The sequence below is a fragment of the Janthinobacterium sp. GW822-FHT07H10 genome, from assembly GCF_058798675.1.
In genome coordinates, this window is sequence record NZ_JBXAKS010000001.1 from 524,378 (window position 1) to 548,987 (window position 24,610).

Annotated in this window: 20 protein-coding genes; 12 read left to right on the plus strand and 8 right to left on the minus strand. The window is 65.7% G+C overall.

All coding sequences use genetic code 11. From position 1 onward, the window contains the following. The first annotated feature begins 1 nt into the window (after position 1). The 4 genes from AC1RDJ_RS02365 (at position 2) to AC1RDJ_RS02380 (ending at position 8,988) form a co-directional block, all read left to right on the plus strand. Positions 2-643, plus strand: coding sequence for a chemotaxis protein CheW (locus AC1RDJ_RS02365; protein ID WP_493026383.1), 642 nt, complete (start codon positions 2-4; stop codon positions 641-643). Beyond that, positions 643-2,880, plus strand: coding sequence for a methyl-accepting chemotaxis protein (locus AC1RDJ_RS02370; RefSeq protein WP_071322044.1), 2,238 nt, complete (start codon positions 643-645; stop codon positions 2,878-2,880). The genes AC1RDJ_RS02365 and AC1RDJ_RS02370 overlap by 1 nt, the downstream gene beginning before the upstream one ends. A gap of 74 nt (positions 2,881-2,954) precedes the next feature. Next, positions 2,955-8,243 carry an Hpt domain-containing protein gene (locus tag AC1RDJ_RS02375; RefSeq protein ID WP_493026384.1) on the plus strand — a complete coding sequence of 1,763 codons (5,289 nt, stop codon included), beginning with the start codon at positions 2,955-2,957 and terminating at the stop codon, positions 8,241-8,243. Positions 8,244-8,367: 124 nt separating this feature from the next. Continuing rightward, on the plus strand, positions 8,368-8,988 hold the full coding sequence (locus AC1RDJ_RS02380) for a hypothetical protein (protein ID WP_493026385.1): 621 nt from the start codon (positions 8,368-8,370) through the stop codon (positions 8,986-8,988). A 39-nt stretch (positions 8,989-9,027) separates the two neighbouring features. Here AC1RDJ_RS02380 and AC1RDJ_RS02385 read toward each other — a convergent pair whose 3' ends face one another. Further along, a complete protein-coding gene (locus AC1RDJ_RS02385; RefSeq protein WP_493026386.1) occupies positions 9,028-10,491 on the minus strand; it encodes a cryptochrome/photolyase family protein in 1,464 nt (487 codons plus the stop codon). Positions 10,492-10,918: 427 nt separating this feature from the next. Between AC1RDJ_RS02385 and AC1RDJ_RS02390 the strand changes: the two genes are divergently transcribed. From AC1RDJ_RS02390 to AC1RDJ_RS02415, 6 genes are all read left to right on the plus strand, one after another. Next, positions 10,919-11,521: a YqgE/AlgH family protein gene (locus AC1RDJ_RS02390; protein ID WP_071326215.1), complete on the plus strand. Its 603-nt coding sequence runs from the start codon at positions 10,919-10,921 to the stop codon at positions 11,519-11,521. A 165-nt stretch (positions 11,522-11,686) separates the two neighbouring features. Then, the gene (gene ruvX / locus AC1RDJ_RS02395) at positions 11,687-12,070 is read left to right on the plus strand and encodes a Holliday junction resolvase RuvX (protein WP_071326216.1); all 384 of its coding nucleotides are present in this window, start codon (positions 11,687-11,689) and stop codon (positions 12,068-12,070) included. Between the two features lie 65 nt (positions 12,071-12,135). Then, positions 12,136-12,660: a bifunctional pyr operon transcriptional regulator/uracil phosphoribosyltransferase PyrR gene (gene pyrR, locus AC1RDJ_RS02400; protein WP_071322048.1), complete on the plus strand. Its 525-nt coding sequence runs from the start codon at positions 12,136-12,138 to the stop codon at positions 12,658-12,660. Next, complete coding sequence (locus AC1RDJ_RS02405; RefSeq protein ID WP_034746695.1) at positions 12,653-13,618, plus strand: aspartate carbamoyltransferase catalytic subunit; 966 nt, start codon at positions 12,653-12,655, stop codon at positions 13,616-13,618. Before pyrR ends, AC1RDJ_RS02405 begins: the two co-directional genes overlap by 8 nt. Positions 13,619-13,642: 24 nt before the next feature. Next, positions 13,643-14,944, plus strand: coding sequence for a dihydroorotase (locus tag AC1RDJ_RS02410; protein ID WP_289903539.1), 1,302 nt, complete (start codon positions 13,643-13,645; stop codon positions 14,942-14,944). Between the two features lie 148 nt (positions 14,945-15,092). Beyond that, complete coding sequence (locus AC1RDJ_RS02415) at positions 15,093-15,839, plus strand: lysophospholipid acyltransferase family protein (RefSeq protein WP_071322050.1); 747 nt, start codon at positions 15,093-15,095, stop codon at positions 15,837-15,839. Here the strand turns inward: AC1RDJ_RS02415 and AC1RDJ_RS02420 are convergent. The 7 genes from AC1RDJ_RS02420 to AC1RDJ_RS02450 all read right to left on the minus strand — a co-directional run bounded on the left by AC1RDJ_RS02420 (position 15,836) and on the right by AC1RDJ_RS02450 (position 22,275). Further along, a complete protein-coding gene (locus AC1RDJ_RS02420; protein WP_493026387.1) occupies positions 15,836-16,582 on the minus strand; it encodes an ABC transporter permease in 747 nt (248 codons plus the stop codon). The two genes, AC1RDJ_RS02415 and AC1RDJ_RS02420, sit on opposite strands and share 4 nt — an antisense overlap. 20 nt (positions 16,583-16,602) lie before the next feature. Then, complete coding sequence (locus AC1RDJ_RS02425; protein ID WP_493026388.1) at positions 16,603-17,847, minus strand: ABC transporter substrate-binding protein; 1,245 nt, start codon at positions 17,845-17,847, stop codon at positions 16,603-16,605. A 17-nt stretch (positions 17,848-17,864) separates the two neighbouring features. Then, positions 17,865-18,671, minus strand: coding sequence for an ABC transporter ATP-binding protein (locus AC1RDJ_RS02430; protein ID WP_071322052.1), 807 nt, complete (start codon positions 18,669-18,671; stop codon positions 17,865-17,867). Continuing rightward, entirely contained in the window at positions 18,668-19,753 is a 1,086-nt protein-coding gene (locus AC1RDJ_RS02435; RefSeq protein ID WP_493026389.1) for an acyl-CoA dehydrogenase family protein, read from the minus strand. The genes AC1RDJ_RS02430 and AC1RDJ_RS02435 overlap by 4 nt, the downstream gene beginning before the upstream one ends. 1 nt (position 19,754) lies before the next feature. Further along, complete coding sequence (locus AC1RDJ_RS02440; protein WP_493026390.1) at positions 19,755-20,309, minus strand: carboxymuconolactone decarboxylase family protein; 555 nt, start codon at positions 20,307-20,309, stop codon at positions 19,755-19,757. Positions 20,310-20,427: 118 nt separating this feature from the next. Next, entirely contained in the window at positions 20,428-21,348 is a 921-nt protein-coding gene (locus AC1RDJ_RS02445) for an AraC family transcriptional regulator (protein ID WP_071322055.1), read from the minus strand. An 87-nt stretch (positions 21,349-21,435) separates the two neighbouring features. Next, positions 21,436-22,275, minus strand: a complete 840-nt coding sequence (locus tag AC1RDJ_RS02450) for a symmetrical bis(5'-nucleosyl)-tetraphosphatase (protein ID WP_493026391.1) — start codon at positions 22,273-22,275, stop codon at positions 21,436-21,438. A 553-nt stretch (positions 22,276-22,828) separates the two neighbouring features. Here AC1RDJ_RS02450 and AC1RDJ_RS02455 point away from each other — a divergent pair. Next, positions 22,829-23,137 (plus strand): H-NS histone family protein, encoded by a 309-nt coding sequence (locus AC1RDJ_RS02455; RefSeq protein ID WP_071322057.1) that lies wholly within the window; start codon positions 22,829-22,831, stop codon positions 23,135-23,137. Positions 23,138-23,217: 80 nt separating this feature from the next. Beyond that, entirely contained in the window at positions 23,218-24,606 is a 1,389-nt protein-coding gene (locus AC1RDJ_RS02460; RefSeq protein ID WP_493026392.1) for a phosphomannomutase/phosphoglucomutase, read from the plus strand. Positions 24,607-24,610 lie beyond the last annotated feature (4 nt).

Genomic DNA, 24,610 nt, shown 5'->3' on the forward strand with positions numbered 1-24,610 from the left:
AATGCACACGATGCCCGGCAACGGCGTGCCTGCCCCGGCTTTTCTGCCTGCCATTCCCGCCATGCCCTCGCACGAGACTGGCGCGCGGCAGGGGCGCTTGCGCCAGTACCAGCTGCAATTGCTCGAGCGCGTGCAAGCCGCGCGCAGCGGCGCGCTGGCGGCGCGCAAGGAGCTGGGCGTGCTGCTCGGTGGCCGGCGCTGCCTGCTGGACCTGACGCAGCTCGGTGAAATCGTCATCCCCGCGGGCCTGTCCATCCAGGGCGTGCCGCTGGCGCAGGACTGGTACCTGGGCCTGGCAACCATGCGCGGCCGCCTGACGGCGGTCGTCGACCTGGCCCGCTACATGGGCGAAGCGGCCTGCGTGGCGGGCAGCGACAGCCGCATCATCACGTTTTCTCCCCGTTTGGGCATGAATTGCGCATTGCTGGTCGAACGCGTGCTGGGCTTGCGCCAGCAGCGCGGCATGCAGTCCGTCTCCTTGCCCGATGCGCCGCCGCACGCGCCGCTGCCGTGGGCCGCGCAGCTGCTGCGCGACGGCGAGGGTCAGCAATGGCTGCGCCTGGACCTGGCGCTGCTGGCGCAATCGGCGCGCTTCCAGGATGCCGGTTTTACTTGCATGCCCGTGCACGAGGACAGGCGCTGATGGGCGCCAGTTCCCCCATCCTGGCGGCCGGCTTGCCCGAGGCGGAACACGGCCTGGGCGAGGCGGCGTTGCCGGCCGACCTGCCGCTGCGCCTGCGCGATGCGCTGGGCCGGCGCCGGTCGCTGGCCAGCGCGCCAGCCAGCGACTTGAAGCTGCCGCTGATCGGCCACCTGCCGCTGCAAAAGCAATTGAGCATCCTGTCGACGGTGATGGCCCTGAGCCTGGCCGCCAGCCTGCTGTTCGTGGGACTGAACACGCGCAGCGGCAACATCGCCTCGGCGCAGACGCAGCTGGCCAGCGACGCGCTGATGCACTCGCAGCGCATCGGCAAGGCCGCGCCGAACGCCGTGCAGGGCAATCCGGAAGCGTTCCGCCAGCTTGAGGAAAGCCGCAACGAGCTGAACCAGGATTTCCGCCTGATGCAGCGCGGCGGCACCTATCACGGGCGCGATATCGGCGAATCGCGCTCCGGCCTGCTGGCGGCGGTGGCCGATGCGCGTAAAAAATGGGCCAGCAGCGACCGCGCGGCCAGCACCATCCTGCGCCTGAAGACGGAATTGGGCGAATTCGACAAGACCTTGCAGCAATTGAACGCGCTGTCGCCCGCCTTGCTGGCGCAAACCGAGGAAATCGCGGCGCTCAAGGTGCAGCGCGGCGGCAATGGCCGCGACCTGGCCGTCATCGGCCGGCTGATGATGCTGACCCAGCGCATGAGCCGCAGCGCCAGCGAATTCCTTGGCTCGGGCAGCATCAGCTCGGAAACGGCGTTTTCGCTGGGACGCGACACGACGTATTTCCGCGCCGCCGTCGAGGGCCTGCTCAATGGCAGCGTCTCGCTGCAGCTGGCGCCCACGCGCGACGCCGAGCTGCGCGACCGCCTGGTGGCGCTGAAGGCCAGTTTCGACAACTACCAGAAGCTGGTGTCGTCGATCCTCGACCGCCTGGATAAATTCAGTTCGGCGAAAAGCGCCGAGCAGCTGATCTTCAACGAGAACGAGGACCTGCGCCAGCGCCTGACGCTGCTGCAGCAGATGTACCACGCGAACCAGGAAACGCTCGGCGTGGCCTTCTGGCTGATGGTCGGCGGCGTGCTGCTGACCCTGATCGCGGCGGCCGGCATCGGCCGCGTGCTGCTGCAGGATTCCGTCAACCGCACGCGCGACGCCGAGCGACGCCGCCAGGAAGCGGAAATCCTGCGCCTGCTGTCGCAGGAAAAGGAAGCGCAGGCAAAGGCCAAGAATGACCAGAACCAGGCGGCCATCCTGCGCCTGATGAACGAGCTGCAGAAGGTGGCCGACGGCGACCTGACGGTGCAGGCGACGGTGTCGGAGGACATCACGGGCGCCATCGCCGATTCCGTCAACTACACAGTCGAGGAGCTGCGCGGCCTGGTGGGCAGGGTGACGGCCACCGCCGAACAGGTGAACCGCGCCTCGACGCAGGCGCAAAGCATCTCGAGCAAGCTGCTGATCGCCTCGCAGCAGCAGTCGCGCGAAATCCTCGACGCCAGCGCCACCGTGGTGAAGATGGCCAACGCCATTACCGACGTGTCGAAATCGGCCAGCGTCTCGGCCGACGTGGCGCGCCAGTCGGTGGCGGCCGCGCTGCAGGGCTCGACGGCGGTGGAAAACGCCATCAAGGGCATGCATGAAATCCGCGAGCAGATCCAGGATACCTCCAAGCGCATCAAGCGCCTGGGCGAATCGTCGCAGGAAATCGGCGAAATCACGGAACTCATCTCCGACATCACGGAGCAGACGAATGTGCTGGCGCTGAACGCCGCCATCCAGGCCGCATCGGCCGGCGAGGCGGGACGCGGCTTTTCCGTCGTCGCCGAGGAAGTGCAGCGCCTGGCAGAACGCTCGGCCGCCGCCGCCAAGCAGATCGGCGCGCTGGTGCGCACCATCCAGGCCGATACCCAGGATGCCACCCGGGCGATGGAAAAATCGACCCAGGGCGTGGTCGAGGGCGCGCGCCTGTCGGACGCGGCCGGCGCCGCCCTGAACGACATCAGCGAAGTGTCGAAGCACCTGGCCGAGCTGATTCAGGGCATCTCGTTCGCCACCGGCACGCAGGCCGGTTCGGCCAGCGGCGTGGCCTTGAACATCCAGCATATCCTGAGCGTGACGGAGCAGACCCAGGATGGCACGCAGCAAACGGCGCAATCGATCCATAAACTGTCGATGCTGGCGCAGGAACTGAAAAATTCGGTGTCGCGCTTCCGCGTCGCCGCCTGAACGCCGCGCCAGACGATGGCGCGGCGCGTTGTGCGTACCGATTTTCGCGCTACGATTCCTTTACCGAGGCATGCATGAGCACACCAGATAGTCCGCAGCAGTCCAAGCCGTTCGACAGCGAACCCCTGTCGTGGGTGATGGTGGAAATCCGCGAAGCGCTGGGCCGCTCGAAAACGGCGCTGTTCGAAGCCGGTGGCCGCGAGCGCGAGGAGCGCGCCACGGCCCTGCAGCATGCGCGTTCGCACCTGCATCAGGCGCATGGCGCGCTGGTGATGGTCGACGTGGCCGGCGCCAGCCTGCTGACGGCCGGCGCGGAACAGGCGCTCGCGCGTTTTCGCGACGGCAGCCTGGAATACACGGTCGATCATGCGCAGGTCGTCGCCGAACTGTATCAGGCCCTCGTCGAATATCTGGAAGACCTGGTGGCCGGCGCGTCGCCGCAACCGACCCGCCTGTTCCCCTACTATCGCGCCCTGCAGGCCATGCTGGGCGTGGAACGCATCCATCCGGCCGACCTGTTCTTCCCGCCGGCCGCTATGCTGGACGGCCACGCCATCGCGCTGGCCGAGGCGCCGCCGGCCGCGGATTATCCGGCCTGGCGCGGCCGTTTTGAAAAATCGCTGCTGCCTTTCCTGAAGGCGCAGGACGCCGAGGCGCAACGCCAGCATGCCGCCGCCCTGCACGAGACATTGACCCTGGTGGCCGACGCGCAGCAGGAAGCGCCTGCGCGCACCTTCTGGTTCACCATGCAGGCATTTGCCGAACTGGCGGCCAGCGGGCAGGTAGCGCACGGCTTGTACGTCAAGCAGCTGTTCGGCCTGATCAACCTGCAATTGCGCCGCCTGGCGCAGGGCGCTGCCAGCTTGCCCGAGGCGATGCTGCGCGACGCGCTGTTCTTCATCGCCGCGGCAGACGCACCGACGCCGGCGGCAAGCCAGCTGCGCGCCGCCTTTGCGCTGGACGGCCTGGCGGTGGCCGACGTGGAAACGCGGCGCTACGGCCAGGTCGACCAGGATGCGCTGCAAGGCGCGCGCGCGGCGCTGGCGCAGGCGCGCGCCAGCTGGAGCCGTCTGGCGCAAGCCGATCTCGATCCGGCGCTGGGCGACGCCTTCGATCAGTCGCTGCAACAGGTGGCCGCGCATGCCGATGCCCTGAAATTGCCGGCCCTGGCCAGCTTGCTGCGCCAGTGCGCGGACGTGGCGCGACAGGCCGTGGCGAGCGGGCGCAGCGCGGCGCTGGAGCAGGAGATCGGCACGGCGCTGCTGTTTGCCGAGACGGGCCTGGAGCAGGTGCGCCGTCTGCCCGACGATTTCGCCGGCAATGCGGAAACCCTCGCCGCGCGCCTGCAGGCGTTGCTGGCCGGCGCGGCGCCGCTGCCGGCCGCCGCCGGCGAGCTGTCGCGCCAGATCGAGCAGGGGCAGACCGTCGCCGCGCTGGCCGACGCCATGAAGGCAGGGCTGCGGCAGGTGGAAAAGCTGCTCAACGAGTACTACGCGGATGCCGCGCGGCAGGCCTCGCTGGCGGGCGTGTCTCCCGTGCTGGCGCGCCTGCGGGAGGGCCTGGCCGGACTGGGACTCGACGATGCGTGCGCCGCCGTGCAGCAGGTCGATACCGCCGTCGAGCGGCTGGCGGCAAGCGATGCGCCGGCTGGCGCGCAGGCCGAAGCGCTCGACGAGATCGCGCAAAATGTTAGCGCGCTGGGCTTCTTTGTCGATATGCTGGGACGCAACGCGCAGGCAGCCAGCGCGCGTTTTCATTTTGACGCCGCTGCCGGCACCTTCCGCGCGCTGCCGTTTGAAAAAGTCGCCGCGGCCGGGACGGTGCCGGTGCCGCTGCTTGACCAGGCCTTGCCGCCGGCCGCGCCGGCCGCCGTGGATGCCGGGCCGGCGCTGGCCGATGTCGATGCCGAGATGCTCGATATCTTCATCGCCGAGGCGCGCGAAGTGCTGACGTTCATCGACAGCACCCTGGCGCTGCCGCGCGAGCAGGCCGCCAGCGGCGAACACCTGGCCATGCTGCGCCGCTCGTTCCACACGCTGAAGGGCAGCAGCCGCATGATCGGCCTGGCGCAGTTCGCCGAGGCTGCCGCCGCCGTCGAAAGAGTCATGAATACCTGGCTGGCCGAGGCGCGTCCGGCCAGCGACGATCTGTTCACCTTGCTGAACTACGGCTGGTACCAGCTCAGTGAATGGGTGGCCGAACTGGAGGGCGGCGCGGGGCGCGAGCGCGAAGCGGGCATGCTGCTGGCGGCGGCCGAACGGGTGCGCGAAGGCGGCCCGTTCGAGTTGCGCAAGCCGCGCCCGGCCGCGCCGTTGGCCAGCAATGGCAATGTGATCGGTTTTCCTTCCGCCACCGCGCCCGGCGTGCACGAGGCGCCCGACGATCACCTGAAGCACGTGGGCGAGCTGCGCATCGGCCTGCCCTTGTACAACATCTACCTGGCCGAGACGGACGAACTGCTGCGCGTGCTGACGCGCGACTTCGGCGAGTGGCGCCATGAACCGCGCGCCGTCAGTGCCGAGGCGCTGCAAGCCGTGCATACGCTGGCCGGCACTTCGGGCACGGTCGGCTTCCTGTCCCTGCGCGACCTGGCGCATGCGCTGGAGACGACGATTGAAACGGCGGTGCCGCCGCTGGCGGGCCTGCAGGACGCGCAGCACGACGTGCTGGAACAGGCCACGCAGCGCATCGCGCAGATGCTGCAGGCGTTCGCGCTGGGTGACCTGGCGCCGGCGCAGCCGGACATGATCGAAGCGCTCAACGCCCTGTGGCGCGCGTTGACGGTGGCGCCTGGCGCGAGCGCGCAAGATCCGCTCGATGCCCTGTTTGCCGCCACCTATGCCAGCATCGTCGGCGCCGCGGCGCCGGAGACGCCGCCGGCCGAGGTGGCCGAGGTGACCGAAGCGGCAGAAACGGCCGCCGGCGCCGAGCCGGAAGCGGCCGTGCCGCAGCTCGATACGCTGTTCCAGACGACCTACGCCAGCATCGTGGCCGATGCGGTGCGGCCGCCGGTGCCGGCGCTGGAACGCGGCGCCAGCGACGACCTGTTCGACGCCGGCTTCGATCACCCGCCGCCATTGGAGCATGCCGTGCCGGATGCGCTGGTGCCTGCCACCATGCCGCCCGATGCGGCTGCGCTGCTGGCGGCCAGCGCCGGCATCAGCGATGAACTCGACCTCGACCTGCTGTCGGTCTTCCTGGAAGAGGGCACCGATCTGCTGCCGCAGATCGGCGAAGCGCTGCGCAGCTGGCAGCAGCAGCCGCAGGACAGCAGCCAGGCGCAGATGCTGCTGCGTACCCTGCATACGGTGAAGGGCAGCGCGCGCATGGCCGGCGCCATGCGCCTGGGCCAGCATGCGCATGAAATCGAGACGCATATCGAAAACATGCTGCATGCGGGCACGGCCACGCCACAGGCGTTCGAGGAATTGCTGGCCCATTACGACCATGCGCTGCACCTGTTCGAGCAATTGCAGCAGCCCTTGCTGCCGCTGCCTGGCATGGAAGACACGCCTGCCGCCGAACCGAAGGCGGCGCTGGTGCGCGTGCGGGCCGATATCCTCGACCGGCTGGTGAACCAGGCGGGCGAAGTGTCGATCACGCGCTCGAAAATGGAAAATGAAGTGGGCGTGCTGGGCGCGTCGCTGGCCGAGTTTTCCGACAACCTGCAGCGCTTGCGGCGCCAGTTGCGCGAAGTGGAAATGCAGGCCGAGTCGCAGATCGCCTCGCGCATGGCCGTCGGCAGCGAGCGCGATTTCGATCCGCTCGAATTCGACCGTTTTACGCGCTTGCAGGAACTCACGCGCATGATGGCCGAAAGCGTCAACGACGTGGCGTCCTTCCATGAGAACCTCAGCCATAGCGTCGACGCGGTGACGGACGACCTGGTGCTGCAGGCACGCCTGACGCGCGAGCTGCAGCGCGACCTGATGCAGATCCGCATGGTGCCGTTTGCCAGCATCGCCGAACGCCTGTTCCGCGTGGCGCGGCAAAGCGCCAAGGAAGTCGACAAGCGCGTCAACCTCGATATCCGCGGCAGCGGCGTGGAAGTCGACCGCAGCGTGCTCGAACGTATGGCGGCGCCTTTCGAGCACCTGCTGCGCAACGCCATCGTGCATGGCGTCGAGCCGCGCGATGCGCGCCTGGCCGCGGGCAAGAGCGAAACGGGCGAGCTGCTGGTGCAGGTCAGCCAGCAGGGCAATGAAGTGGCGATCGCCTTTTCCGACGATGGCGCCGGCCTGGACCTCGAGCGCATTCGCGCCAAGGCGCACAGCGCCGGCCTGCTGGCGCCGGATGCGCAGCTGAGCGATGCGCAGGCGGCCGAACTGATTTTCGCACCGGGCTTTTCCACCGCCGACAGCCTGACGGAACTGGCAGGCCGCGGTGTCGGCATGGATATCGTGCGCTCCGAAGCGGTTGCCCTGGGCGGCCGCATCGAGACCGTGTCGGTGCCTGGGCAAGGCATGCGCTTCACCATCCATCTGCCGCTGACCCTGGCCGTGACGCAAGTGGTGCTGCTGGCGGCGAACGGGCAAACCTATGCCCTGCCTTCCGTGCTGGTGGAGCAGGTGCTGCACCTGAAGGGCGGGCAGCTGGCACAGGCGCAGGCGGCCGGGCGCATCGAGTCGCACGGGCAGTCGCTGGCGCTGCACCACCTGTCGGCCATGCTGGGCGAGCCGCCGGTGGCGCAAACCGTGCAGCGTTACGCGCCCGTGCTGTTGCTGAGGAATGGCAATGACAGGCTGGCGCTGCAGGTTGACGACGTGCTGGGCAACCGTGAAGTGGTGGTCAAGCACGTGGGCCCGCAACTGGCGCGCATGCCCGGCATTGCCGGCGCCACGGTGCTGGGCACGGGCGACATCGTGCTGATCCTGAACCCGGTGGCGCTGGCGCAGCACCTGGAGCACCATCCCGAACTGCTGTCGCAATACGCGCTGGCATCCGGTGCGCACCGCGCCGCCTCCAGCATGCTGGCCGCGGCGCGCGCCTGCGTGATGGTGGTGGACGATTCGCTCACCGTGCGCCGCGTGATGCAGCGCCTGTTCGAGCGCGAAGGCTACCAGGTACTGCTGGCGAAGGATGGCGTCGATGCGCTGGAACAGCTGCATGCACTGGAGGCGTCGGCCATGCCGGCGCTGCTGCTGCTCGACGTGGAGATGCCGCGCATGGATGGTTTCGACCTGACGCGCAATGTACGCAGTGACGACAAGACGCGCGACATTCCCGTCATCATGATCACCTCGCGCAGCGCCGACAAGCACCGCACGCACGCTTTTGAACTGGGCGTGAATGCGTATTTCGGCAAGCCATTCCAGGAGGATGAATTGCTGGCCGAGGTGAACCGCCTGCTGACGGCGGCTTGAACGAAGCTTGCCTGTCCGCCAGGCGCGGACAGGCATGAAATGGGCAGGCAGGCTCACGGCAGGCCCTGCATTCTAAGACACAGCGGCAACCATGACAGGCGCGCAGCGGCGCGCCAGGACAACAATGAGCATACACGCCAAACTGAAAAAACTCGAAGACAAGGCCATGCTCAAAGGCGAGCATGCGGTCGCTGCGGCGGCAGCCCATCTGTTGCAAGAGATCGACGCCGTGGACAGGCAAATTAACCTCGTCGGGGCGCTGCACGAAGTGGGCTACCTTCAAAACTCGTTGAAGCCATACTGGAATGAATTCAGGGCCGATGAGCCAGCATGGATAGAGCGCTGCCTGGCAAGGCTGGTCGTTGCCGATCATGATTATTGGGCCCTGGCCTCGCTTCTGGGCTGCGATGGCCCGACCACCGTCGGCCTCGCAAAGGGCAAGGGTTTCAAACCCGCCGCGACGAGGCGGTATGCGCGTTTTGACAAACCCGATGTCCAGGTCGAGACCCTGTATTTGACCGGCATGGGGAAGGTGCTGCATCCCATCCTGGAAATCGGCTATGACAGCAGGGACATGAGCAATGTCGACGTGGGACGGGCGCGGGCGCTGAGTCTGGACAATAAGCCGGATAATACACAATGGCAGCCGGGTGAGCCGCTGGGGGCGGGCGGACTGTCCCTTTCCATGCAGGCGAAACTCCCGCACGGCGCCTGGCGGTCGGTCTGGACGGCGTTCAATCCATGAGCGCTGCGGCGGGCACTGGCCACGCCGCCTTTCGCTGCCTTATTTCACCGCCTTGACGACGCCATAGCGCTCCAGCGTTTCCTTGCGCGCCGCATCGTGCTGTACCAGGGGAAGCGGATAGTCGCGGCCCAGCACGATGTTTTTTTGTTCGAGCAGCATGCGCGGCACCAGCCACGGCGCGTGGATTTCCCTGTCGCCCAGCGCCTTCAGTTGCGGCAGGTAGCGGCGGATGAAGCGTCCGTCCGCATCGAATTTTTCCGATTGCGTGACCGGATTGAAGATGCGGAAATAGGGCTGGGCGTCGCAGCCCGACGATGAGGCCCATTGCCAGCCGCCGTTGTTCGAGGCCAGGTCGAAGTCGTTCAGGTGCAGCGCGAAATACGCTTCGCCGCGGCGCCAGTCGATGCCCAGGTCCTTGATCAGGAAGCAGGCCGTGACCATGCGCAGGCGGTTGTGCATATAGCCTGTCTGGTTCAGCTGCGCCATGGCCGCGTCGACCAGCGGATAGCCGGTGCGCCCTTCGCACCATGCCGCAAAAGCGGCGTCGGCTTGGGGTCCCGTTTCCCAGGCGATGGTGTCGTAGGCCGGTTTGAAGGCGCCCGTTTCCACATGCGGGTTCTGGTACAAAATCATGGCGTAGAAGTCACGCCAGATCAGTTCGGCCAGCCACACGGGCGCGCCATCGCCGCCGCCGCCCCGGTCCATCAGGTCGACCACGCTGCGCACCAGGTAGCGCAGCGAGACGGTGCCGAAGCGCAGATGCATCGACAGATAGGACGGCCCCTTCAGGGCGGGATAATCGCGCGCCACGTCATAGCGGGCCACGCGCGGCAGGAAGTCCTCGAACAGTTTGCTGGCGCCCGACATGCCGGTGGGGATGGCCAGTTCGGCCAGGTTGCTGGCCTCGAAACCCAGTTCGGCCAGGGTGGGCAAGGGCAGCGGCGTGCCGGCGCGGGGCGGCGCCAGGCGGGCCGCGTGCGGCTCGATATCGAATGGCGCCAGGCAGCCGGGGTCGGCGCGCATTTTCTTCAGCCAGGCGTTCTTGTACGGCGTGTAGACGGTGTACGGCTTGTCCGACAGCGTCAGTACCTCATCTTTTTCAAAGATCACCTGGTCCTTGAAACTGAACCACAGGCGCGCATCGCGCGTTAGCGCGGCGGCCACGCCGGCGTCGCGGGCGATGGCTTGCGGTTCGTAATCATGGTTGGCGAAGACGGCATCGGCGTGCAATTCGGCTGCCAGGCGCGGGATCGCTTCGGCCGCGTCCGCGTGCAGCACGATCAGGTCGCCACCGAGCTGGCGCAGCTCGGCCGCCAGTTCGGCCACGCTGGCCAGGATGAAGTCGACGCGCCGGTCGCGGCGCGGCAGCGCCGCCAGGATGGCGGTGTCATAGACAAATACGCAATGCACGGCCTGGCTCTGGCGCAGGGCGTGATGCAGTGCAGCATGGTCAAATGCGCGCAAATCGCGGCGGAACCACACCAGGGAAGTCTTGATTGTCATTATTTCGTGTGTTTAGGGTCAAGAATAGGCGATTTTTCGCCGTTCATGCGGCTTTATGGCCGCTCGCGCCATGCCTTTGGCGTCGCTGTGATGGCAATTCAGTGTAAACTACTGGGTATATGCGCCGCGTTTTGCGTGCGACAACGATTTTGCGATCAATTTTACAATTGACGTTGCGAAGGCGGCCAGGCGAGCTTGCAAGCGAGCTGGCCACTGACGCTCCGCACCACGCAAAACGTAATTTGTAATCGAATTTACAACAATAATAGCGTCCGGCACCCCTGCGGCGCGCGGCCACCGTTCCGCGCCGCAGGGATCGCCAGGCGTACGACAGCAGGGGTAAGCGAGACTTGCCAGCAAGCCCACAGAGAGAGCATCGCGTATGAAGAAGAGTAAAATTGACCAGACTCTACCAGGACATCGATTGATGCAGGGAGTCGGAGAACCGGCCGCAACCGGTTCTTCCACCTTGAATCTGGCCAACCATTTCCTGATTGCGATGCCGGCGATGCAAGATCCCATCTTTGGCGGTACGGTGGTTTACGTTTGCGAGCACAATGAAAACGGCGTGCTGGGCGTCGTCATCAACAAACCCACCGACATGACGATGGAAGTGCTGTTCGATCGCATCGACCTGAAACTGGCGGCCGGCAGCGACGCGCCCATCATCAACGAACCGATCATGTTTGGCGGCCCCGTGCAGGATGACCGCGGCTTCGTGCTGCATACGCCGGGCGCGCGCTATTCCTCGTCGCTGACGGTGACGGACGAAGTGGCGTTTACCACCTCGATCGACGTGCTCGAAGCCGTCGCCAAGGGCGATGGCCCCGAGCGCATGCTGGTCTCGATCGGCTATTCGGGCTGGAGCCCGGGCCAGCTGGAAGACGAGATCGGCCGCAATGGCTGGCTGACGGTGGGCGCCTCGGCCGATATCCTGTTCGACTTCCCCATCGAAGAACGCTATGTGGCAGCCATCAAGCTGCTGGGCATCGACCCGCTCATGCTGGCGAGCGAGGCTGGCCACGCATGAGGTGGATGGCATAAACCTGCCGCGCAGCCCACTTTCGGGCATCCGTTGCTCGCCGTACCTGCGACCAGCTCCGCTACTCAACCCGACATTGAGCTTGCCCGTTACGGTTTCTGGCACCACCTATGTTAATTTTTATTATGGAAAAATGCTGTGACGAGTGACGCCATCGACACCATCCTTGCCTTCGATTTCGGCCTGAAACGCATCGGCGTGGCCATTGGCAATACCATGATTTGCCAGGCCAAGCCGCTCAGCGTGATCACGGCCACGGCGAATGAGCCGAAGTTTGCCGCCATCGCCAGCCTGATCACGGAGTGGGGCGCCAGCCGCATCGTGGTGGGTCTGCCCAGCCATCCCGATGGCACGGAACACGAGATGAGCGCGCGCTGCCGCCGTTTCGCCAACCAGGTGCATGGCCGCTTCAACCTGCCGGTGGAACTGGTCGACGAACGCTATTCCTCGGCCGTCATCGCCGCCAGGCGCGGTGAAGTGATCGACGACCGCGCCGCCGCCATCATCCTGCAGCAGTATTTCGACGCGCATTGTTGACCTGACCTACCACGTATTTTCCGAACCGAATTCCTGAACCGAATTTCCGAACCATTAAGAGCTCTATGCCGAATCCTACGAATCCTTCCCAACTCGACGCCGAGGCCCTGTATGCGGTCTTGCTGCAACAGGTGCAGAACGGCCTGGCGGGCATCCCCAACGTGGCCATCGTCGGCATCCATTCGGGCGGCGCCTGGCTGGCCGAACGCCTGGCGCGCGACCTGAACCTGCTCGACCGCCTGGGCGTGCTCGACGTCTCGTTCTACCGCGACGACTTCGCCCAGAAAGGCCTGCATGCCGACGTCAAGCCGACGCAGATCAGCTTTGACGTGGCCGGCGCCACCATCCTGCTGGTCGACGACGTGCTGTACACGGGCCGCACCACGCGCGCGGCCATCAACGAATTGTTCGACTATGGCCGTCCGGCGAAGATCATGCTGGCCGCCCTGGTCGACCGCGGCGAGCGCCAGCTGCCGGTGGCCGCCGATTTCGTGGCCGCCTTCACTGCCGTGCCGCCGGGCCAGGCGCTGGTCCTGAAGCAAGCCGACGATGGAAAATTCACGCTCACCATAGATACCCACCATGCTTAATCCGCAACTGAATAAACACGGCGAACTGCAACATCTGCTGACGATCGAAGGCTTGCCGAAGTCTATCGTCAACCACATCCTGGACACCGCTTCCTCGTTCGTCGGCATCTCCGACCGCGACGTGAAGAAGGTGCCGCTGATGCGCGGCAAGAGCGTTTTCAACCTGTTCTTTGAAAACTCCACGCGCACCCGCACCACCTTCGAAATCGCCTCGAAACGATTGTCGGCCGACGTCATCAACCTGAACATCCAGGCATCGTCGGCCAGCAAGGGCGAGTCCCTGCTCGACACCATTGACAACCTGTCGGCCATGCATGCCGACATGTTCGTCGTGCGCCACGCGCAATCGGGCGCGCCCTACCTGATCGCCAAGCACCTGATCGACACCAAGCAGCCGCATGTCCACGTCGTCAACGCCGGCGACGGACGCCACGCGCACCCGACCCAGGGCTTGCTCGACATGTACACGATCCGCCACTACAAGAAGGATTTCACGAACCTGACGGTGGCCATCGTGGGCGATATCCTGCACAGCCGCGTGGCCCGTTCCGATATCCACGCGCTGACCACGCTGGGCGTGCCGGAAGTGCGCGCCATCGGTCCGCACACTCTGCTGCCGGGCGGCCTGGAACAGATGGGCGTGCGCACCTTCACCAACATGGATGAAGGCCTCAAGGGCGTCGACGTGATCATCATGCTGCGCCTGCAAAACGAACGCATGAGCGGCGCGCTGCTGCCGTCGGCGCAGGAATATTTCAAGAGCTACGGCCTGACGCCCGAACGCCTGGCGCTGGCGAAACCGGACGCCATCGTCATGCATCCGGGCCCGATGAACCGCGGCGTGGAGATCGATTCGGCCGTGGCCGACGGTCCGCAGGCGGTGATCCTGCCGCAGGTGACGTTCGGTATCGCCGTGCGCATGGCGGTGATGAGTATTTTGGCTGGTAATCAGGGCTGATAGCCCAAGGACGAGTAAGCAAGCATGACGACACTACATATCAAGAACGGCCACCTGATCGACCCCGCCAACGGCATCGATGGCTTGCAAGACCTGTTCATCGCCGACGGCAAGGTGCTGGCCGTGGGCAGCGCCCCGGCCGGCTTCACCGCCGACACCACGTTCGACGCGGCCGGGCTGGTGGTTTCCCCCGGCCTGGTCGACCTGTCGGCCCGCCTGCGCGAACCTGGCTACGAATACAAGGCGACGCTGGAATCGGAATTGCAGGCGGCGCTGCAAGGCGGCGTGACGAGCCTGGTCTGCCCGCCCGACACCGATCCCGTACTCGACGAGCCGGGTCTGGTGGAGATGCTGAAATACCGCGCCAAGACGCAGAACAAGGCGCACGTGCACCCGCTGGGCGCACTGACCATGGGATTGAAGGGCAAGTCGCTGACGGAAATGGCGGAACTGACGGAAGCGGGCTGCATCGGCTTTGCGCAGGCGGAAGAGCCGATCGAGGACACCACCGTGCTGCTGCGCGCCATGCAGTATGCGAACACCTTCGGCTACACCGTCTGGCTGCGTCCGCAGGATCCGCACATCGGCCGCGGCGGCATCGCCCACAGCGGCCCGCTGGCTTCGCGCCTGGGCCTGTCCGGCGTGCCCGTGATGTCCGAAACCATCGCGCTGCATACGATTTTCGAGTTGATGCGCGCCAGCCGCGCGCGCGTGCACCTGTGCCGCATCTCGTCGGCGGCGGGCCTGGAGCTGATCCGCGCCGCCAAGGCCGAAGGCTTGCCCGTCACCTGCGACGTGGGCGTGCACCATGTGCACCTGACGGACGCCGATATCGGCTTCTTCGACCCGAACGCGCGCGTCACGCCGCCGTTCCGCAGCCAGCGCGACCGCGATGCGATCCGCGCCGGCCTGCTTGACGGCACGGTCGACGCCATGTGCTCGGACCACACGCCGGTCGACGACGATGAAAAACTGCTGCCGTTCGGCGAAGCCTCGCCGGGCGCCACGGGTCTGGAGCTGCTGCTGTCGCTGGCCTTGAAATGGGCCGACGACTATGCGCTGGCACAGCCGCAGGCCGGTGCGCGTCCGCTGGCGCGCGCCGTGGCCAAGGTCACGTCCGACGCGGCCCGTGTCGCGGGTATCCCGGCCGGCAGCCTGGCCGTGGGCGAAGCGGCGGACATCTGCGTCTTCGACCCCGCCGCGCGCTGGACGGTGTCGTCGGCGTCGCTGGCCAGCCAGGGCAAGCACACGCCTTTCCTCGGCTATGAGCTGAGCGGCATCGTCAAGGCGACCATCGTTGCCGGACAGGTGGCGTTTCAGCGCTAATTATTTGTATCGGGGCCGCAGGTCGGATGAGCGGTACGCGTAATCCGACAAGTCCATGGCGGCTCCTTGTCGGCTTGCGCCGCGCCTCACCGGCGCAGCCAGGCCGACCTACGTGGCTGTATGGATTTGCTTCCAACCTTGGTGTGATTTGAAACTTCTGCTTACCTACCGCCTCGCGCGCATCGCCATTCACCTGAGCTGCGGCATGGCCAAGAGCGCCGTGCTGTTTCCCTGGCTGGACCTGGAGGGGCGCAACCGGCGCATCCGCCGCTGGTCGACGCAGCTGCTCGATATCTGCGGCGTGCATGTGGCGCAGCCGGCGGCCAGCCTGCCGGCGCTCGACCACGCGATGGTGGTGGCGAACCACGTTTCGTGGCTCGACATCTTCGTCATCAACGCCGTCCATCCCTGCCGTTTCGTCGCCAAGGCGGAAATCCGCGCCTGGCCCATCCTGGGCTGGCTGGCGGGGCGCGCCGGCACGATCTTCATCTCGCGCGGCAGCAAGCGCGACCTGCGGTTGATCTTCCAGGGCCTGGTCGACAAGCTGCAGGCGGGCGAGCGCATCGCGTTCTTCCCCGAAGGCACCACCGCCGCGCAAGGGCAGATCCTGCCGTTCCACGCCAACCTGTTCGAGGCGGCCATCGACGCGCAGGTGCCGGTGCAGCCGTTCGCGCTCGTGTATGTGGATGACAAGGGCGCGCTGCACCATGCCGTCGACTTCATCGGCGACATGAGCTTTGCGCAAAGCATGGTGGCGATCCTGAGCGGCCCGCCGATCACGGCGCGCCTGACCTGTCTGGCGCCGGTGGCGACCCTGGACGCGCACCGGCGCGAACTGGCGGCGGCAACGCAGGCGGCGGTGGCCGCCGCGCTGCCGCTGGACGAGGCGGCTTAGCCCTTCACATGCAGCCAGCGCGCATGGGCGGCGCGGGCCAGGTAATCGAGGATGAAGCCTAGAATCCCGATCAGCACGATGGCGGCCATCAGCTCCGAGTACGCGAGGCGGTCGCGCGTATCGAGGATGAAGTAGCCGAGGCCGGCCGAGACGCCCAGCATTTCCGCCGGCACCAGCACGATCCAGATGATGCCGATGGCCAGGCGCACGCCCGTCAGGATGTCGGCCGTGATGCCCGGCAAAATCACCTTGAAGACGATCTCGCTGCGCGTGGCCGACAGGCTGCGCGCCAGCAGCAGCCAGTTCGGATCGAGCCGCGCCACGCCGGCCGCCGTATTGAGCAGAATCGGCCAGACAGCGGCAAACGCCAGCAGGAAGTACACGGGCGCGTCGCCCACCCCCAGCACCATCACGGCGATCGGCATCCACGACAGCGGCGAAATCATGCGCAGCAGCTGGAACAGCGGCATGGCCGCGCCGGAAAAGCTCTTCGACATGGCCACCAGCACGCCCAGCGGCACGCCGATGACAATCGCCAGCCCCAGCCCCACGGCCACCCGTTGCAGGCTCAGTACCACGTGCAGCCAGATATCCGGGCCGCCCAGCATGTCCTTGAACGCCAGCGCCGTCGGCAGCGGCGCAAACGCGGTGGCGATCGGCGTGGATTTCTCCAGCGCCGTCACGCCCAACGACCATAACAGCAAGGCACAGGCCAGCCCCACCAGGGGCAGGCCGAATTTCATCAACAACCTGCTCGTCATCGTCAGACCGCCACGGTTTCGCTGCGCAGCAGGTTGGCCGGCAAGCCGAAGGCGGCCGGGCCGCCGACAGCCGTGATGGCCTTGCGCACGAAGCGGTCATCGACCAGGTCGCGTGCGGCGAACTTCGGATCGAGGTTGGCCAGGAAGCGGGTATCGCCTTCCACCTTGGTGCGGCCGATGGCGCGCACCAGTTCTTCCGTGTACGAGGCAAACGGATACGGCTGGAAGTCGATGCGGCGCTGCTGCCAGTTCTTGTGCACGATCAGGCCCTGTTTTTCGTAGCCGGCGTAGTCGGTGGTAGCCAGCACCTTGGTCAGCACCTGCAGCGGATGCGGCGTGTAGCGGTGCTCGCCCACGTTCGACAGCAGCTTGGCCGTGTCGACCTGGTTCGAGCGCGTCCACAGCTGCGCCTTGACGATGGCGTTGGTGACCTTTTGCGCCCATTCCGGACGCGTATTGATGTCGCGCTCGGAGAGGAAGGTGACGCAGCATGCATGGTTCTTCCACACGTCGCCCGAGAAGCGCAGGATCTTGCCGATGCCGGCGTTTTCCGCCGCCGCGTTGAACGGCTCGGCGACGATGTAGCCGGCGATCGACTTGCTGGCCAGCGCCGAGACCATTTCGGCCGGCGCCAGCACGATCAGGTTCACTTCGTTCGGCTTGATGGCGGCGTTGCGCGCGCGCGTGACCGGGGTCAGGCCGTTGGCGCTCAAAATCTGCTGCAGCAGGATGTTGTGGATCGAGTACCAGAACGGGATGGCGACCGTGCGCCCGCCCAGGTCGGACACCTTGTTGATCTCGTTGGCCACCGTCAGCGCTGAACCGTTGACGTGGTTCCAGGCGACGACTTTCGCGGGGAACTTGGCGCCATAGCGCACCCACAGGGTGGCCGGCGACAGCAGGTGGATCACGTTGACCTGGCCGGCCACGAAGGCTTCGATGATCTGTGCCCAGCTGCGGAACAGGCGCGGCGTTTCCGCCTGCAAGCCCTCGGCCTCGAACAGCTTGCGCGCGTGGGCGACGAGCAGCGGCGTGGCGTCGGTGATCGGCAGGTAGCCGATTTTCACGGGGTGGTCGTCGCCTTTCGGGCCTTGCTGGGCCATGGCGTCGCCGGCGAACAGCAGCGGCGAGGCGACGCTGGCTGTGGCCAGCGCCGACATGCGCAGGAAGTCGCGCCGCGTCAGGCCGCAGTCGCAGTCGGAAGAGGCGCAGATGTGCAGCGGTTTGTTATTTTCCTGGAAGGACATGGGAGTGCTCCGATTGGTTATAGGGGGGCGAAGGCTGGCTGCTGGTCCTGTCGTTGCAGGGTTTGCAGGGCGTCGAGGATATCCATCTTGAGGGCGATGACGTCGGCGCTGTGGCCTATGCGCGGCTGGTCGATGGCGACGGGCCATTCGCGCACGATGTTGCCTGGCTTGCCACCCATCAGCAGGATGCGGTCGGCCACGAGGATCGCTTCGTCGATATCGTGGGTGACGAGCAGCACGGCCGTATGCCAGCGGTGCACCACGTCGACCAGCAGCGATTGCATCTCGGCGCGCGTGATGGCGTCGAGCGCGGAAAACGGTTCGTCGGCAAACAGCAATTCCGGTTCGCGCGCCAGCGCGCGCGCCAGCGCCACGCGCTGCGCCATGCCGCCCGACAGCGCGGAGGGGTACAGTTTTTCGCGGCCCTTCAAGCCCACCGCGTCGATGGCTTGCGCCACGCGCGCCTGGTGCGCCTCGCGCGTCAGCTGCGGCTGGTGCTTGAAGTCCAGGCCGAAGCCGGCGTTGCCCGTGACGTTCAGCCAGGGCAAGAGGCTCGCTTGCTGGAAGACGAGGGCGCTGCGCGGGTCCGGCTCGCGCATGGGCGCGCCGAGGAACTGGATCTCGCCCGTCGATGGCGGCTGCAGGCCGGCCAGCACGCGCAACAGGCTCGATTTGCCGCAGCCGCTGCCACCGAGCAGGCAGACGATTTCACGCTTGCGCACGCCCAGCGCGACGTGCCGGAACACGGGCGCGCTTCCCGGATAGGCAAAGCTCAGGTCCTGCGCTTGCAGCGCCCAGTCTTGCGGTTCCGCTGCTGCCGTCATGCCTGCGCTCCCGCCGCCTTCGCGGCCTGCTGGCTGTCGAACAGCTGCAAGGCCGCCTGCAATTGCGTCAGGCTGGGAGTGACGATGGGGATGAACGAGGATTCGCGCCAGCGGCGGGCAAAGCCCTGCTGTTCGGCGTTCAGGTAGGCGCGCCCGCCCATCGCCTGCAGTTCCAGCATCAGCGCCTGTTGCAGCAGTTCTGCCAGCTGTATGCGCAGGCGGAACATGGCCGGCGCCTGCGTCTTGAAGCGGCCATCGTGCACGCCGGCCAGCAAGGTGTCGACGGCCGTCGCCAGTGTCGATTGCAGTGCCTCGATGCGCGGCGTGAGCTGGTTGCGCGAGCCGGCGGAAATTTGCGCCGCCTGCGCCAGGCTGGCGCGCGCCAGTCCGATCGACAGGCCGCACTGCATGCCGAGGAATGATGGGCGCACCTGCGGCAGCCAGGCCGGCGCGTTGTCGCTGATGATGTCAGCGGCGGGAATGTGCACCTGCGCCAGCTTGACGGATGCCGTATTGCTGCCGCGCAGGGCGATCAGGTCCAGGTCATCGCTGCGCTGCACGCCTGGCTCGCTGCTGTCGAACGCGACGATGACGGGGGGCGCGCCATCATTCGGCGCCACGGCGGCGGCGGCGACAAAGCCCGCCTTGCGCAAGTTCGTCACCCAGGCCAGGCCGCCATCGATCAGCAAGCCATCCTGGTGACGCGCGCCCGTGATTTGCAGCTGTTCGATGCCGGACAAGAATTTCATGGCGTTCGACAGGCCGCTGGCGCCCGCCTGCGTGCCTGCCAGCAGGGCCGGCAAACGCCGCTCGGCCAGCGCGCGGTTCCCGCTTTGCAGCAGGAATTCGATGAAGCAGCGCTGGCCCCAGAAGACAAAGGCCGCCGTCACCGATTGCTCGGCCACCTTGGCGATGGCGTCGATGGCATCGCGCACGTCGCCGCCCGCGCCGCCATGTTCCTGCGGCACGCCGATGGCCAGCAGCTTGTCGCCGGCCAGCGCCGGCAGGACGGTTTCCGCCAGCTGCGACGATTGGTCGAGCTGGTCGGCATGCATGTGCAGCCAGTGAGTGAGGTTCGCCATCTCAGACGGCGCCGGGCAGGTAGGGCGTCAACTGCGGATTGACGGGCGTGCCGGCCAGGCTGTTGGAGAAATTGCACAGGGTGGCCAGGCTGATGCCCAGCACCACTTCCAGCGCCTGCTGTTCGTTGTAGCCGGCCGCCAGGAAGGCTTGATACTCGCTGTCGGCGACGGCGCCGCGCGTGGCGATGACGGCCGTGGCGAAGGCGGCGACGGCGTCCAGTTGCACGTCGCCCGTTGGCTTGCCGTGCTGCAGGGCGCGCACGATATCGGGTGTCTGGCCGGCTTTTTTCAGCGAGATGGCGCTATGGCCGGCGATGCAGAAGTCGCAGCCGTGGATGCGCGCGGCCGTGATCTGCACCACTTCGCGCTCCATCAGGCTCAGGCTGGCGCGCGCATTGATGCCGGAGACGGTCAGATAGGTTTCCAGTGCCAGCGGGGCATTGGCCAGCACGCCGATCAGGTTGGGCAGGAAGCCATTGTTGGCGATGGCCTTTTCCACGAAGGGGCGGCTGTCGGCCGGGGCGGTGTCGAGGGTGTGCAACGTCAGACGGGACATGGGGTACCTTGCTAAGTTAGTAAGTCACCCAGGCATTATATCGGCCATATCGTGCGTGCAACAGACGTGAGCGTCGCCCTTTTGTGCTCGTTCGTCTGCGATTTCCCGATCCTTGATCTCAGCTGGCCAGCTGGCGCAAGCGCTGGTCGCGCCGGTACGCGCCTGGCTGTTCGCCTGTGACCCGCTTGAAGGCGCGCGTAAACGCGGCGTGCGAACGGTAGCCCACCAGTTCGGCCGCGCGCTCGACGGATGCGCCATCGTGCAGCCGGCGCGCGGCGATCTTCATGCGCAGCATGAGCAAAAACTGGGCTGGCGAGTGGCCGCTGGCGCTGGCGAAATGCTTGCAGAAGCTGGCGCGCGACATGCAGGCCGCCTTGGCCATGTTCTCGATCGACCAGTCGTCGGCGGGCGCATCGAGCATGCGTTCGAGCAGCGGCGAGAACTCGGGCCGGTACAACAGCGACAGCAGGCCGGCCGCCACGTGCTCGCCCTGTGCCACATGGCGTATCAGGTAAAAGAACAGCAGTTCGACCAGGCGGGCGATCAGCGGCGACGGCTGCTCAGGATCGCCGCCCGCTTCGCCGAGGATCAGGTCGAACAGCGAGGCGGCGGCGCTGAAGGCGGGGGCGTCGCCGCGTATCAGCAGGTAGGGCGGGAACGAGTCGACGATCAGTTTTGATGCCACGCCGCGGAACTGGAAGAAGCCGCAGGCGAGCGAGGTTGCCAGGCCGTTGGTGGGCGCCTGCAGCGGCAGCATCGCCTGCGCGCTGACGGCCTGCAGCGGATCGCTGTGGGGACTGAGGAAGTGCGGCAGGTCGCGCAACAGGAAGACGCCGTCGCGCGGGCCGAGGGCAATCGGCGCGGCGCCATCGAAATGCAGGTAGCAGTGGCCATCGAGGACCAGGTGGAAGCTGCCCAGCTCCCGGCCGGCCGTGGAGGCGCGCCAGCGGCCGCAATACTGGCCCACGTGCAGCACGGCGGTGTCGAGCTCCAGGCTGCCAAGCAGCCAGCGTGCCAGCCTGTCGGTATCAGGATTCATCTGCGTGGAGGGGCAAAAATACCATCATACGATGGACGCGACGCGGTACCAACGACACATTTTGACTAAGCATATGCGGCCGCTGATTTACTGCTTGCCACTGTGTTGCTGAAACGCGGGACAGGCCACCTGCAGCAGCGAACGGTCTTCCAGGCACACGGCGGAGAGTTTTCCACCCCAGACGCAGCCGCTATCGAGGCCGATCAGGTGGGGCCGCAATTGCAGTCCCAGCGCCGACCAGTGGCCGAAGACCACCGTGTCGCCGGCGCTGCGCCGGCCCGGCACGTCGAACCACGGCAGCAAGCCTGAACCGGGCGGCGCACTGCCGCTTTCCTTCATCTTGAAATCCATCACGCCGTCCGGCGTGCAAAAACGCAGCCGCGTCATGGCATTGACGATGCAGCGCAGGCGGTCGGCACCCTGCAAGTCGTCGCGCCAGGCGGCCGGCTCGTTGCCGTACATCGTGCGCAGGAAACCGGCCCAGTCATCGCTGCGCAGCATGGCCGACACTTCGCCGCTCAAGGCCAGCGCCTGCTGCACGCTCCATTGCGGCAGCAAGCCCGCATGCACGAGCAGATGGCCGTCATGCGCCAGCGCCAGGGGGCGGCAACGCAGCCAGGCGATCAATTCCTCGCGGTCGGGTGCATCGAGGATTTCGGCCAGCGTGTCGGACGCGTGCTGTGGACGGATGCCGTTGGCCACGGCCAGCAGGTGCAGGTCATGGTTGCCCAGCACGCTGTCGGCCAGGCCTTGCCGCGCCAGCGCATGGACATGGCGCAAGGTGGCCAGCGAGGCAGGGCCGCGGTTGATCAGGTCGCCCGCGAACAGGAGGCGGTAAGGGCCATCGGCTGCCGCCTGGATCTGTTCGATCAATTCGACAGTCTGTGCATGGCAGCCTTGCAGATCGCCGATAAAATAGGTTTTCATGTGTGCTGGAGATGGTGGATGGCTGGACGATCTCATTATTACATGCATGATGCCTGAAACCGGCTGCCTTGATGGCGACAGGGCGGATGGCGCGCCCGCCATGCCGGGAAGGGCGGCAGCATCGCCGATTATCGCGGCTGGTTATTTCCGTTTTATTCTGCCGCCGCCGCTATCGGAACACCGCGCGTGATACCGAGAATAAAACGCTGCCGCGGGCGATTACGTTATGCATGCCGTGCTGCCAGCATGGCAAATAGATCGCTGCTGAATAATATGCGCCAGCATGCTGCGGATTGGCTGGCTTGCGCGCCGCCTTTCTTATAAGAAAGCGATGCGCGCTGTTTTGAGAAAAACGAATCCCGCCATGTTTATTGATTATCCATTTCGCCCTGCCGTCATATTCTTCATTTAATCTTAATGTTGGCCATGTAAATAAAATTCCGAATGCAAAGCTATGGCTGGTGATTATTCAGGCGGCACGCAGATATTTTTACAATGTAGTATATTTCATGGGATTTTATTATTACTCAGATTAACGTAAAGGATGTAAGTGATGGATCTGTCAACGATGACGATGCTGGAATTGCGTAAACTGGACGATGGCGTCAAGCAGGAATTGCAGGGCCGCGAACGTGACGATTTGAACAAGGCGCGCGAACAGATCATGGCGATTGCGCAGCAGGCAGGCATTCCACTGAAGCAATTGATACTCGACGGCCTGCATCCGCGCACGGGCAAGGTCGCGGTGCGCTATCGCCATCCGGACAATGCGGCCGAGCAGTGGACAGGCCGTGGCCGCCAGCCGTTGTGGGTCAGGCAGTGGGTGGAATCGGGCAAGTCCATCGATCTGCTGCGCGTATAATCCGGTATACTTTTGGCGCAGTTGCAAGCGTATGCCTGCCATGCACCATACCTTGGGCCCAACTTCATACCGACCAAACCATGCTTCCACTGTCAAGAACGATCTTCAAAGCCTACGATATTCGCGGCATCATCGCTCAAACCCTCGATGCCGGCGTAGCCTACAAGATTGGACAGGCGTTTGGCGCGGCGGCCCTGGAAAAGGGAGAAAAGCGGGTAGTGATCGGCCGCGATGGCCGGCTGTCCGGCCCCGAATTGACGGCGGCACTGGCGCAGGGCCTGCAGGCCGCAGGCGTCGACGTGATCGACCTGGGCGTGGTGGCCACGCCGATGGTGTACTTCGGCACCAATGTGCTCGATACGCGCTCCGGCATCATGGTCACGGGCAGCCACAATCCGCCCGACTACAACGGTTTCAAGATGGTGCTGGACGGCGAAGCGATACACGGCGAGGCGATCCAGGCACTGTACCACCGCATCGTGGCGCAGGACGGCGGCACCACTGACATTGCCCGTTTGGGCAGCTACGCCACGCACGACATTCGCGCCGCCTACCTGGAGCGCATCCTCGGCGACGTGAAGCTGGCGCGCCCGATCAAGATCGCCGTCGATTGCGGCAATGGCGTCGCTGGCGCGTTCGCGGGCGATCTGTTCCGCGGCCTGGGCTGCGATGTCATCGAGTTGTTCTGCGACGTCGATGGCAGTTTCCCCAATCACCACCCCGATCCGGCGCATCCGGAAAACCTGCAGGACCTGATCCGCTGCCTGGCCGGGACGGATGCCGAAATCGGCATCGCCTTCGACGGCGACGGCGACCGCCTGGGCGTGGTCACCAAGGATGGGCAGATCATCTACCCTGACCGCCAGATGATGCTGTTTGCGGCCGACGTGCTGAGCCGCCATCCAGGCGCGCAAATCCTGTATGACGTGAAATGCACGCGCCACCTGGCGCCGTGGATCAGCAAGCATGGCGGTGTGCCGTTGATGTGCAAGACGGGCCACTCGCTGGTGAAAGCCGAGCTGCGCGCGACGGGGGCGCCGCTGGGCGGCGAAATGAGCGGCCATATCTTCTTCAAGGACCGCTGGTATGGCTTCGACGACGGCCTGTATGCGGCTGTGCGCCTGCTGGAAATCCTCACGCGCGAGGCCGATCCTTCCGCTTTGCTGAATAGCCTGCCGCAGTCCGACAGCACGCCTGAATTGCAGCTGGAACTGAAGGAGGGCGAAAACGTCGCGCTGATGGACGTGCTGCGCCGCGACGCCCTCTTCCCCGGCAATGAACGGATCATCACCATCGATGGCTTGCGCGTGGAGTACGCCGACGGTTTCGGCCTGGCCCGTTCGTCGAACACCACGCCAGTGATCGTCATGCGCTTCGAGGCGGAAACGCCGGCAGCCCTGGCGCGCATACAGGATCAGTTCAAGCGCGTGATCCTCGCTGCCAAGCCTGACGCTGTCCTGCCGTTCTGACGCC